This is a genomic window from Desulfopila inferna (assembly GCF_016919005.1).
GTDB lineage: Bacteria > Desulfobacterota > Desulfobulbia > Desulfobulbales > Desulfocapsaceae > Desulfopila_A > Desulfopila_A inferna.
On the sequence record NZ_JAFFQE010000001.1, the window covers coordinates 508,652 to 520,823 of the forward strand.

Annotated in this window: 11 protein-coding genes and 1 tRNA gene; 3 read left to right on the forward strand and 9 right to left on the reverse strand. The window is 47.6% G+C overall.

What is annotated here, in order from left to right; genetic code table 11:
* Positions 1-404: 404 nt before the first annotated feature.
* Complete coding sequence (locus tag JWG88_RS22110; RefSeq protein WP_353740652.1) at positions 405-662, reverse strand: site-specific integrase; 258 nt, start codon at positions 660-662, stop codon at positions 405-407.
* A gap of 277 nt (positions 663-939) precedes the next feature.
* On the reverse strand, positions 940-3,195 hold the full coding sequence (locus JWG88_RS02195; protein WP_205232045.1) for a molybdopterin-containing oxidoreductase family protein: 2,256 nt from the start codon (positions 3,193-3,195) through the stop codon (positions 940-942).
* Between the two features lie 190 nt (positions 3,196-3,385).
* Between JWG88_RS02195 and JWG88_RS02200 the strand changes: the two genes are divergently transcribed.
* The 3 genes from JWG88_RS02200 to JWG88_RS02210 all read left to right on the forward strand — a co-directional run bounded on the left by JWG88_RS02200 (position 3,386) and on the right by JWG88_RS02210 (position 5,290).
* Positions 3,386-4,360 (forward strand): GlxA family transcriptional regulator, encoded by a 975-nt coding sequence (locus JWG88_RS02200; protein WP_205232046.1) that lies wholly within the window; start codon positions 3,386-3,388, stop codon positions 4,358-4,360.
* Between the two features lie 590 nt (positions 4,361-4,950).
* A complete protein-coding gene (locus tag JWG88_RS22115) occupies positions 4,951-5,169 on the forward strand; it encodes a tyrosine-type recombinase/integrase (RefSeq protein ID WP_371927031.1) in 219 nt (72 codons plus the stop codon).
* A 34-nt stretch (positions 5,170-5,203) separates the two neighbouring features.
* Positions 5,204-5,290 (forward strand) — tRNA-Leu (locus JWG88_RS02210).
* A 130-nt stretch (positions 5,291-5,420) separates the two neighbouring features.
* Here JWG88_RS02210 and JWG88_RS02215 read toward each other — a convergent pair.
* The 7 genes from JWG88_RS02215 to JWG88_RS02245 form a co-directional block, all read right to left on the reverse strand.
* Positions 5,421-6,071, reverse strand: coding sequence for a sensor histidine kinase (locus tag JWG88_RS02215; protein WP_205232048.1), 651 nt, complete (start codon positions 6,069-6,071; stop codon positions 5,421-5,423).
* 87 nt (positions 6,072-6,158) lie between these two features.
* Entirely contained in the window at positions 6,159-6,560 is a 402-nt protein-coding gene (locus JWG88_RS02220; RefSeq protein ID WP_205232049.1) for a response regulator, read from the reverse strand.
* On the reverse strand, positions 6,544-8,268 hold the full coding sequence (locus JWG88_RS02225) for a sensor histidine kinase (protein ID WP_205232050.1): 1,725 nt from the start codon (positions 8,266-8,268) through the stop codon (positions 6,544-6,546). The genes JWG88_RS02220 and JWG88_RS02225 overlap by 17 nt, the downstream gene beginning before the upstream one ends.
* Entirely contained in the window at positions 8,265-8,615 is a 351-nt protein-coding gene (locus JWG88_RS02230; RefSeq protein WP_205232051.1) for a NifB/NifX family molybdenum-iron cluster-binding protein, read from the reverse strand. Before JWG88_RS02230 ends, JWG88_RS02225 begins: the two co-directional genes overlap by 4 nt.
* An 11-nt stretch (positions 8,616-8,626) precedes the next feature.
* Positions 8,627-10,024 (reverse strand): sigma-54 interaction domain-containing protein, encoded by a 1,398-nt coding sequence (locus JWG88_RS02235; RefSeq protein WP_205232052.1) that lies wholly within the window; start codon positions 10,022-10,024, stop codon positions 8,627-8,629.
* Positions 10,025-10,038: 14 nt separating this feature from the next.
* Entirely contained in the window at positions 10,039-11,454 is a 1,416-nt protein-coding gene (locus JWG88_RS02240) for an SLC13 family permease (protein ID WP_240194266.1), read from the reverse strand.
* A 277-nt stretch (positions 11,455-11,731) separates the two neighbouring features.
* A complete protein-coding gene (locus JWG88_RS02245; RefSeq protein ID WP_205232053.1) occupies positions 11,732-12,172 on the reverse strand; it encodes a response regulator in 441 nt (146 codons plus the stop codon).

Genomic DNA, 12,172 nt, shown 5'->3' on the forward strand with positions numbered 1-12,172 from the left:
TAGATTGTTTGTTTTTTTCCAACGGGTTTGATGCCTCAAGACATATCCAATTTCCATCAATATATCAACTTAACTAGTTCACAAACTTAAATAGACAAGTACCTTGGCTCCTGACAATCGTCAATGATAAAGAACCCCATGAATCCGGAAACAGTTTGAGCCATTCAAGTTCGGTGTGAGTGGATATACGTGTCCGGGGCTTCCGGGTCTAGTCAAATGTTGATGTAGAAAATTAACATGTTTCCTGACAGGGTGGGACCGGCGAAACAAAGAGAGTTGATCGGAAAGGAAGTAACTGACAATTCAAGATTTCCAAAGATATTATCACAGCCCCTTTCAGTATTCATGCTTTCTACTGTTGCCGCTAACGGGCGAGGAGCAACCCACGCTCATTTAGGGGACACTTATCCATAAAGAGTTTCAATCCACCTGATTGCTTCTGTGTCATTTACCTTTCCTAGATACCGTTGAGTTGTCGAGAGATCCGCGTGTCGCAGAATGACTTTGCTGACAATTTCTATTGGAGTACCGGATCTGGAGGCATAGGTGGCTGCATGACGCCTGAGATCATGAGGCCGCAATGCTATTTGGACCATGTTACCTACCTTTCTCACCATCGTCCAAGCGGCAACGTAGGAAGTTGGAAAAATTCGTATATACAGTAGTAACCTCTATTTCTATTAAATCTACAGATGACTAAGATTGGTACAGGTAATCTACGTGTAGTCGTGATACTTATGATTCGGTATTTGCCGCCGCCACAATCAGATGTCCTTGAAGCTGAAGTGGACATTGCACCATGACACACATATCCGTTATCCATCAGCAGTGGCTAACCCCAGCAGCTCGGATATCTCAGGAGCTTTCCTTATTATCTTTTTATATCCTTTCGACCCTTCCACGTTTTGCAGGCAGATCAGTAATCCCGGGTTGGCCGAGCTATATCTCTTCCGGCAGATCATTTGCCTGGATACGGCAGGGCACAAATCTGTGCAGCGGGGTACCGAAACGATCGCGATTTGTGTTTTTGGTAAGACGGTTGACGTTCACTCCATAAACCTTTCCGTCATAGAGAAGCCCAAAGCCGTGCGGTATCATGACCGTTCCTGGTCGTACCTGCTCTGTGACCTCGAGCTCTCCTGTTTCGCTGCCGGCCTTGGTTGTTATGCGCAGCTGCTGACCATCAACAAGATTCAAATTCCTTGCGTCCTCAGGGTGAATGGCAATGGTACAGGCGCGTTTTCCCTCATTCCATTTCGGGTCTCTCATGAGGGTGTTGGCGTTGTACTGCATATGACGCCCTGCCATGAGAAGAAAAGGAAATTCATCTGTTAACGCTATTGCCTTTTGTTCCTGCTGTGGCGAAAGGGAGATTACCGCTGCTGCCATTTCTTCAATATATATTTCCATTTTTCGCGACCTTGTTCGCAGACCGGCCATCGGTTCTGCGGTGTCTGCGAGTCCGAGCCAGATTCCCTGCGGATTATCGAGAACGGCGCGATACATACGGTCTCCCTGGTCTGGTCCAGCGGCAAAGTTTGCCCGTACGCTATTTTCCTTGGCATCTCGCGGCAGGGTCATCAGCATTCCCCATAATGCCGCCTTGTTTGCGCTGTCCCATTGCTCACCAAGGGTTTTGGCAAGAATAAATGGCATAGTCTTGCGGATAGCTGGCTCCGCCGCAGTCCACTGCATGAGTTTTGTGCCAAATACAAGGCGACTTTTTTGCGCAGCTTGATGAACGTCTTTCGGGATGTCAGGAATCAGCCCCATTTTCTCTGCGAGAAGGGTAAAGATCTGTGCGGGTTCCAGGCACTCACCGGGAGGATCCAGGGCTGGTTGTCTCATCTGGAAAAACACTTCGGGATAGGTCCATGGAAAGAAGGTCCCATCCCAACATTCATAAAGAGAACGTGAAGGCAGCACGTAATGGGCAAAGCGGGCTGTTTCGTTCATGACGATATCGGTGACGACCAGTAAATCGAGGGCGGCGAAAGCCTTTTCATAGGCTGTAGTGTCAGGGTAAGCTCTCAGGGGATTACAGCCATTGACGAGAATTGCCCGTAAATGCTCCGGGTGATCATTCAGTATTTCCTCCGGTACAACTGCAGGCGGATAAAAACCGGCCGCAGCGGGAAACATTCCGGTAGCAACCGTGCGCCAGACTTTTACCGACCTTTCATCGGCATGTCCACCCATTGGCCGGATCATTCCTGGAATGACATTGCCTCCCCGAACTCCATAAACTCCGCACAATGCTGCCAGGATCGTCAAAAGATAGTAAGCGAGTCCGCTTTGCCTGTTCATATATATGCCGAGATCAGGGTGCATGCACCAGCGCTTAGTCGTCAGTAACCTGCAGAGTTTTTCGACCTGATCCCTGTCCAGCTGGCAGACCTCAAGCGCCGCATCCACCTCCAAGTCATTAAACCAGCCACGTATCGAAGCGAATCCCTCAACATGCTTCTGAATATACTCTTTATTCTCCCATTCATTATTGAGAATGATAGTAATCATGGCCTTGAGAAGCAGAGCATCCGTGCCAGGAGCAACAGGTATGTGTATGTCAGCAATCTGAGCTGTCTCGCTCTTTCTCGGGTCAACTACCACCAATTGTTTGTGGGGATCCTTGGAAATACTTCTGAGTACTCTCGGAGCCTGTGGCATCTGATGGCTCTGCATGCCGTTCCAGCCCCAGGCGACAAGCACCTCTGTTTCATGTTCATCTGGAATCGTCAGGATATGTTGACCACCAAACACACGTCCGTTGACCCACCATGCGCCACTGAATTCCTGCCCGGCGGAAGAATAAAAGTACTGAGAACCGAGCGCCCTCATGAGGCTGACACCGAACCCTGCTTCAAAATGTCCGCCCTGCATGCTGGCCCCCATATACGCTAAACTGCGTGGACCGTAGTCGGTACGAATCTGCAGGAGTTTGTCACTGATTTCCGCAATAGCCAATTCCCAGGATATTGGCACAAACTGGTCTCCAATTCGTTTGAGGGGCTGCGTCAACCTGTCCTTTTGATGTTGGTAATACATGACATTCATCCCCTTGCGGCAGACATATCCCTCGCTTCGTGGATTCTCCCTGTCCGGTCGAACTCCTGTCATCCTGCCATTATCAATGAGAATCTCCAGACCACAGTTTTGAGCGCAGAGTACACAGCTTGACTTTTTCCATTCTTTCATCGGCAGATCCTGTGAGCACGGTTAAGTATTATCCTTTTCATGACGGCTTACAAGTATGTTGATACTTTTGGTATACAGGTAAGATATCAGTTGCGTCATTTTATATAAAGTGGCATTTGTGACAAATATCGCGCAAAATGAGCCATAGGTGAAACTGTAAACAATGTAATAGGTCAGCAGGGAGAATTACTTGAAGTTTACTTTTCTTATAACGGAGGATTGTTTTTATTCGGGAGTAATCGGCTTGCTCGACACCTTTGGTATTGCCAATCTCTGGCATCAGAAACTGACAGGCTGTCGAGAAAATCGTTTTGAGGTGGAACTGGTTTCTGTCGATGACGGACCTGTGACTGGCAGCGGTTGTATCGAACTTAAGGCCCACAGAACTATTAAAGAAGCTGAAACCCCCGAATACATTATTCTGCCGCCGGTATGGCCATCGCCCAACATGGGCAGGCAACTAAATGACACAGTCACGGATTGGCTTGTGAGAAATAACAAAGTTGCAGTCCCCATTGCTGCCGTGTGCACCGGTTCTTTTCTGCTTGCAGAAACAGGTCTGCTGGATGGCCGTCTGGCAACCACGAACTGGCAGTTCGCGAGAAAATTTCAGCATCTGTTTCCGAAAGTGAGACTCAAGCCGGAAATGATTTTAACGGAAGACGATAGACTGATTTGTACAGGTGCTGCTACGGCCTACTTCAACCTGGCCCTGAGGCTCATTGAGCGGTATGGAACCGAAGATCTGGCAAAAGTGTGTTCAAAAGCTCTCCTTATCGAACCAAACCGAACGAGTCAGGCTCCGTATTTTCTTGAGCACCATAAGATAAAACATAATGATACTGATATAATGAAAGCTCAGGGGTTCATGGAAGACAATTATAGAGAATTAAAAGTAGTGAATGAAATTGCAGATTTTGTCGGCATAAGCTCCAGGCATTTCAAGAGACGATTCAAACAGGCGACAGGGTACTCGCCACTTACCTACCTCCAAGACATCCGAATCGAACAGGCAAAGAAAAAACTGGAGTCCACGATGGATAGTATCGAAGAAATAACCCAACAGATAGGTTATGAAAACACCAGCACTTTTCGTAGGTTATTCAAGGACAGGACCAGCCTGAGCCCCAGGGAATACCGAGACAAGTTTTCAAGGAGAATATGAATGGATACGTTACACAATTCTATTTACAAACTACTGAGAACAAAGATCGCATTATTGAACGTTTCCAGAGTACTTTTCAGATAAAAGAGAAGCAATATTGAGGTGTGAATTGGCAATATTAGAATATCAACATTGAGCCATGATTAGGACACTTCCTGGGAGGTTAAGACGGACCGGCTGACCACATGAATTGATCGAAAATGGAGTAACTGCAAAATAGAGCTTTCCAAAGAAAACATTAACCTCAGTCGTGAGATGGCATAGCTGAGCTTCTTCCTGAATTGGTAAGATAAGAAGTCCTGCAGTGTTATACAGTAAACTCGATACCAGTTGTAAAGAAAACTACTGGATCTTAGAGAATTTTATTCCGGAAGATTATTCTGTATTTCAAGGGAATGCTGTACATCCCGAAGATAAAGCGGACCAGTATTGCACATGGTGTAATACTGGTCCGAGGGAAGGGCAATAAGGAAAGCCGGTACCGATAGTGGACTCACTTCGGCCATACTTGGTAAAGAGACTGCAGGAGGTTTCGAAAGGTATGCTATGGACAACAAGGAGCGGAGCGCAGATTTACAGATCTGAAAAAAATTATAAAATTGGCCCGAGAAAGAGCAGGAATTGATAGACATATTTATCCACATTTGTTAAGACATGCTTTTGTTACTCACGCCACTCAATTAGGTGTAAATCTCCGCACTCTGCAATACGCAATGGGACATACGTCGAGCAAGACAACAGAGATTTATACCACATTGGGAGCAGAAGCTATAAAGCTGGAAATTACTGGAAAGTTTGGAAGGCTTTAATACCTTATTAAATTCGATCGACCGGAAACCCTTTGCCTGGGTGGTGGAATTGGTAGACACCCGGGACTTAAAATCCCGTGGGCTTTGGCCCGTGCGAGTTCGACTCTCGCCCTAGGCACCATAAGATAGTCCAAGAACTTCCATCAAAGTTTCTTAAAGCCTCATCCCGCAAGGGTTTGGGGCTTTTCTTTTGTTTCCGCCCTATTACATTCCTAAAATATCCATTGCCAGAAGTGTGCTCTGTCCCCGAGTCAGACCCCATTGTTTTTTAACGGCAGGATCAGGGAGAGCTTATTACGCTCCTTTACCAAGGAAGCCCCGATATGCTCGGCGAGAACATTTACTTCGGTATTGTGATATTCTTCCGGCACAAAACTCTCACAACCCTGATCCAGATGTATCATAACACCTTGAGGTACGGCTACGGTCTCAAGGTGCACCATGCTCCCCTCGGCACTTGCAACATACAATCGGCATAAAATCAGATAAAGGAGCGACTCTAAAGAGAGAAGGTGCGTCTGGACTTTGAGATTCGCAGGGCAGGTGTAATCTACTTTAATATTTTTCATAGCCGCATGACGTGCGGTCAGGGCGACGACAAGGGAAAGTACCTCGTTCAGGTCTGCCTGGGATATCGGAGAATCACCGCTGTGCGCGTATCTATTGAGGTTTTGGATAATTATATTCGACCTTGAGACCTGCCTCATGATGGTGGACGCGGCAGTCTTCACCCGCTGCGGCTCCATCCCTCCTTGCTGTTCGGCCATTGCAGCGAAGTCGTCGAGAAGGCCCGCATTTTCATTGATGATAGACAAGGTATTTTTTAACTCATGGGAAACTGCTGCCGATACCTTCCCGAACACCTTCAGGCAAATTTCATTTACTTCATCTTTCCTGTTCATGAGCTCTCACAGTTCTTTTGGGATCCCTACGAACTTTCGCTGTTCGTGAGACAATTTGATCAATACCGGTAACCCGAGGCTTCACAATCAATCTTCATCTCCGGCGGTTTTAGACCGATAGGCATCTTCGATCTTTTCAATCAGCCGGTTCAGGTCAACAGGTTTCATGATATAGTCGAAGGCGCCTAGCTCCATTCCTTCGCGACCGACGCCAAAGGAGCCATGACCGGTCAGGATTATCACTTTGACGTCGGCATAATCATCCTTTAGCCTGGCAAGCACCTCCAGCCCGTCAAGATCCGGCATTTTGAGATCAAGAAGCAGTACATCAGGATGCTCCTCCTGCACAGCCCTCAGGGTCGCCTCACCGGAATTGACCATTACCGTTTTGAAATTTCTCAACTCCAGCCGGGTAACGAGGGTGGAGGCAAACTCCACTTCATCGTCGGCTATCAGCACTTTTATATTATCTTTATTGCTTTCTATCATCTTCTTCACTTTGTAATGGTATGGTTATGGTGAATGCAGTCCCTTTACCGAGGTGAGATCTTACAGTAATGTCTCCTCCCAATTTTTTCACAAGCCCGTAGGTAATCGACAGACCAAGCCCTGTGCCTTTTCCCGTTTCCTTAGTTGTAAAAAAAGGTTCAAAAATTTGCGAAAGTACCTCCTCCCTGATACCGGGGCCGTTATCCTGAATGACAACGCGGACATCACCGGCAATTAAATGAGTAAGTATGGTAATTTCACCATCCTTGCCGATGGCGTCAATGGCATTGTTCAAAATATTGAGGAAAATTTGCTGGAGCTGTATACGGTCACTGACGATCTGTGGTAAATCATCCTGCAGCTGCAGCTCCAGGCGTATTCTATTATACATCAGGGAATTTTCCAGAAACTGCAGCACTTCTCTGATCACCTCATTTATATGCAGTTTTTCGACGTATACATCCGTGCGCCGGGCAAAACCCAGAAGCCGATGAGTAATAGCCTTGCAGCGATCCACACTGCCGTTGACCGCGGTAAGGCAGTTTTTTATGGTCTTCTTATGCTCGAAATCCGGTGACATCATGAGGAGATCCTCAATTAGTCCGGTTTTCTGATTGATTATGGCCAGTGGATTGTTAATCTCATGTCCGACCCCTGCTGCAAGTCTGCCTATGGAAGCGAGCTTATCGGTATGTTCCGCTTCTTTCATCATAGTAATTTGTATTTCATCCGCCTTGCGGATAAGAGTCGTTAGAAGAGTGACCAGAGTAAGAATGACAACAACACTGATTATCATGCATGCTAAAACAATGAAAATCACCCTGTTGCGGAAAAGAACCCAGTCGTCCTGGTGGATATACTGTTTTTTCATAAGAACGAGAAACCATGGAGTTTCCTCTATCTCACCAATGGCATAGAAGATATTTTCACCGGAACTGCTGATTCGATGAATGACGCCTGGAGTTCTCTCAAAATCAGAAGGAGAAAGTGTATTGCCATAAAATTCAGAGGATGTCTGCAGATAGCCATCCTCGTTAATCAGAAAAAGATCATCGGAGGCATTTGTTTTAATGGTATTGACAAACCGCTGCAGAGTTACGGCATCGATGGTGGCCCGCAGTATCCAGAGTTTGCGGATGGTTGGATCAAAATTGCTGACGGCAATGGCAAAATGGGGGACCTGCCTGTAGCCGGTATAGACCTGGCTGATATGAAGCCCTCTTTCGTATACCTGCTTAAACCATTGTTCCTGAGAATAGTCGGTTCCTAAAAGATCATACGGGCCGTGATACGCCTGCTGGATGCCCTGCTGATCGATGACGCCAAGGTCAGCGAAGAAAGGGTATTGCCGTTTTAATCTGGAGAAGAGTTCCTCGAGATTATTACCTGCGATCAATTCGGAGTAGCGATCCCGTCGTGCGGCAAACTGCACCACCGATTTAAGGTTTTCCACCAGCTGTTCAATGGATCTGATTGACCCATCCAGTTGCCATTCCAGTTGCTGATGTTCGTCTTTCTGAAGCAGATCCTTGAAATTATAATATCCCAGAACAGCAATGGTTATTACCGGTCCCATGGTAATGGTAATCATGATGGCAAAAAGTATCAGACGAAAGTGGCCATAGCTTCTTCTGTCCAGCCCCAAGTCGATGGAGCTTTTCATGGCTTTGGGAATAACTTTCTCGGCAAAAGCTGCGGATTTTTTCATAGCGCCAGGTCACCCTCGTCCTTCAGTATTTCCCCCTGATGCAGTTCACCGGCAAGAAATTTGTCTATTATGCTGCGCCAGCCGCCGATAATACCATCCAGCACCGCCACTTTTTTCCAGATCAGGAAATTATAGTGCAACTCCTCTATGCCGCCGCAAACCATATCGGAGATATTTTCCTCCACAATCATCTGACACAAGGCTTCTTCCGAAGGCCGCTCCATGATGATGGTTCTGGGATTACCGACCATTTTCCCCTCTTCAAAACGGACTATGAGAATTTCTGTTGCAAGATCGAAGCGAGGCGCAACATAATCTCCCTGTATCGGAATCAGCAGTTTTCGCATGCACCCTCCCCCTAATCCTGCAGCCCGTAATTTTTCATTTTACGCCAGAGTTTCATCCTTCCCCAACCCAGGCTTTCAGCGGTTCTGGTCTTGATTCCTTTATTCTCCTTAAGAGCATCGATGATCATCTGCCGCTCGATATCCCCCCAGCTCTCGCTGCTCTCTTCATGTTCCGGAACAACCACCCTCTCCTTCCACCTGCCAGGACCAGGCCGAGTTCCCTCGACTTCCGGGTGAGAAACATCTTCGTTCTGTTTTTCAAACAGATATGGGGGAAGGTGTTCTTTGTTTATCTTTTTACGTTTGCAGATATTCACCGAATATTCGACAATATTGCTCAGCTCCCTGACATTGCCCGGATAGTGATAATCAAGCAAGGGCTGCAGAGCATTGGGCGAGAACCCAACGATTGTCTTACCAAGTGCTCTGGTGAATTTTTCCCGAAAATGATCAAGCAGGTAGCGGACATCTCCTTCGCGTTCCCGCAGAGGCGGAAGATGAACCTGAAGAACATTGAGTCGATAGAAGAGGTCTTCGCGGAAGGTTTCCCTGCGTACCTGGTCTCGCAAGGATCGATGAGTTGCCGCAACAATTCTGACATCTACGCTGATCTTCTCCTCTCCTCCCACCGGCACAAACTTTCTGTCATCCAGAACGGTGAGCAGTTTCACCTGAAGCGATAAAGGCATATCACCAATCTCGGTGAGGAAAAGTGTGCCTTTGTCGGCGAGTTTGAACATACCGGGCTTATTCCGGGTCGCCCCGGTAAAAGCGCCTTTCACATGCCCGAATAGTTCTGACTCAAGGAGCCCTGAAGGCAGGGCTCCGCAGTTGACCTTGATGAAGGGAAAACGGGCTCTCGAGGATTTCATATGAATGATTTCAGCTATCTTGTCTTTGCCCGTTCCGGTTTCGCCGGTTATCAGCACCGAGGCGTCGGTCTGGGCCAGCAGCGGAATCATGTCGAAAACTTTCTGCATCTTGGGACTGTAACCAATCAGCTCGATGGCATCGTGATCACGCATCACCAGGTTTGTCTCTGACACCCGGGCGGATATATCCTCGGCGATCACCAGCAGGCCGCAGTTGACGCCGCCCTCCCGCCGCAGGATCGACACGGTATATTGCACCGGGATCTTGCGGCGATAACAGGTAAGAATATCCCCGGTGACCGAAACCGCCTCACCACTCTGCAATACCTGATTATACAGCTGGCAGCGGGAATTCCCGGTATTGCTGCGCACTACCAGCTCGCCGTGTACGCCTTTTACTTTAAGGGCGTCGTAGCCGGTTATCGCTTCCATTAGCCGGTTCATGGCAACGAGCCGGAGGTTCTCATCCAGGATCATTACCGGATGAGGAAATCCCTCCAATAAGGTGGCAATATCAAGGTCAACGGGTATTTTCATAAAGGTTTGACTTCTCAAGACAAGGGTATCGAAACCTGCATGCCCATCAACGGCCAGATCACCGTAACCGCCAGCCAGGTAACCAGCATCAATAAGATGCTTGCAGGAACACCATACATCACAAATTCAGCGGTTGTAAACTGCTTCGAACTATAAGCAATGGCATTGGGCGCCGCTCCGACAAGCAACAGGAAAGGCATGCCGGCAACAACCAATGAGGAAAAAAGGATCACTTCTCCTGTAACTCCCAGATAGGGTGCTATAACCAAAGCAACCGGCAATGATATGGCAATGGCTGCCACATTCATGATGAAGTTAGTCATTATCATAACAAAAAAAGCCATGCCGAGCACGAAAACAATGCCGGGGGCATCCTTAAAGAGCTGCAGCCAGTTCACCGCCAGCCATTTGGCAGCTCCGGTCTCCCACAGACAAAACCCTATTGACATCGCTCCTGCAAAAAGAAGAATAATATTCCAGGGAATCTCCTCCAGGTCTTCCAACGTAAGAATACTGAGGAGAAAGAAGGCGATGGTTGAACAAAGCATTATGCCCGTCTTATCAAGACCGGAAAGTGCGGGAATGAAATTCTTCAACGCAATTACCAGGATTGTAGCCAGAACCAACATCACCGTGGCAATCTCACTGCGACTCCAGGCTCCCAGCTCCGTATACATTCGACCGGCACGCTCTTTCAGACCTTCAATTCTGCTTTTTTCAGGACGGCAGAGTATCATAAAAAAGCCCCAGAGCAGAAAGACCATAAGCCAGCCAATCGGGAACATATACATGCTCAGCTCGAAAAAACTGATATCCACATTCATTATATCTTTATAGAAACCAAGTGCCACGGCTCCCCGGGCGGCACCCAGCAGGGTGATGATACTTCCTGCGCCCGCCACATACGCCATACCGATAAACAATCCCTTGCCGAATCTGGTTGGTCCTGTCTCCTCACTGTAGAGAGAATGAATCGTCATCAACAGCGGAAACATGGTAGCCGCAACCGCCGTATGCGCCATAAAATGAGCGAGAGCGGCTGTCATGACGAAACACCCCAGATAGATCATGCTGGTTCTTTCTCCGACTATGGAGAGCATCTTGTAAGCGAGCCGCTTGGTCAGTCCGGTCTTGGTAAAAACCATGCCGATGACGATCGAACCGAAAATAAACAATACTGAAGGATCCATGAAGTCTTTAAATGCGGCACTGGGACTTCGAATTAGAAAGAGGGCCTGCAGAGTTCCTATGGCCAGACTGGTGATGCCTATGGGCACTACTTCAAAAACCCACCAGGTGGCCGCCAAAGCAAAAATAGCCAAAGCTCCCTTGGCCTCCTTGTTGAGAACAAAATGCTCACCCAGGGGATCAACGGCATCGGGCCAAGGCGGACACCAGTAAATCAGGGAAAACAGACCAACACCTAACATTATAAAGAAGGTTCTCTTCCAATCAAAGGCGATTCCCTTTTCCTTCTCTTCTTTAACTGCAACCACTTCTAGGGCAGTTTCGTGTGATTGTGACATCATTTTCACCTTTTTGCAGGAGATATCGACATGGTTCAATTTACGATTTCAACTGGCTCTCTCCTGAAATCGCCGAACGCGAAGACGGAGCTATCCTCTACAGATGATGGAATATTTTCCACCAGCCGTTAAACCAAAACCGAGCTATGTTACCCCTAAAGTTAGTGCTGACCGCTAATGGTCACCACGCTTTACTCTTCAAAATCTTTTCGATCTCTTTCTTGGACTGTTTCCGCAAAACCAGGATCCGCTTATGTTTAGCCTCTTCTATTTTCTTCAACAGATCCTGCATATCTACAGGTTTTTCCAAATAATCCTCGGCGCCCAGCTTCATCGCCTCAATACTTGTTTTGACCGAGGCATGTCCGGTAAGGATGATTATTTCCGCCTCGGGATGATTTTCCCGAATTTTCTTCAGCGTCTCTAGTCCATCCATGCCCGGCATTGCCAGATCCAGCACAATGGCATCGAACTCCTGTTTATCCACCAGATCAACGGCATCTGCTCCTCTGGTTGCCCCTGTTACCTTGAGGCCACGGACCTCCAGTCTCTGGGAAAGGGTATGGATAAAATCTTCTTCGTCATCCACCAGCAGGACTTTTGCGTTCAAGTGTTTCTCCAT

Coding starts and splice junctions, on each gene's coding strand:
- JWG88_RS02195 (WP_205232045.1), bottom strand. CDS start 3,195: ATGAAAGAATGGAAAAAGTCAAGCTGTGTACTCTGCGCTCAAAACTGT.
- JWG88_RS02215 (WP_205232048.1), bottom strand. CDS start 6,071: ATGAACAGGAAAGATGAAGTAAATGAAATTTGCCTGAAGGTGTTCGGG.
- JWG88_RS02220 (WP_205232049.1), bottom strand. CDS start 6,560: ATGATAGAAAGCAATAAAGATAATATAAAAGTGCTGATAGCCGACGAT.
- JWG88_RS02225 (WP_205232050.1), bottom strand. CDS start 8,268: ATGAAAAAATCCGCAGCTTTTGCCGAGAAAGTTATTCCCAAAGCCATG.
- JWG88_RS02230 (WP_205232051.1), bottom strand. CDS start 8,615: ATGCGAAAACTGCTGATTCCGATACAGGGAGATTATGTTGCGCCTCGC.
- JWG88_RS02235 (WP_205232052.1), bottom strand. CDS start 10,024: ATGAAAATACCCGTTGACCTTGATATTGCCACCTTATTGGAGGGATTT.
- JWG88_RS02240 (WP_240194266.1), bottom strand. CDS start 11,454: ATGTTAGGTGTTGGTCTGTTTTCCCTGATTTACTGGTGTCCGCCTTGG.
- JWG88_RS02245 (WP_205232053.1), bottom strand. CDS start 12,172: ATGGAGAAACACTTGAACGCAAAAGTCCTGCTGGTGGATGACGAAGAA.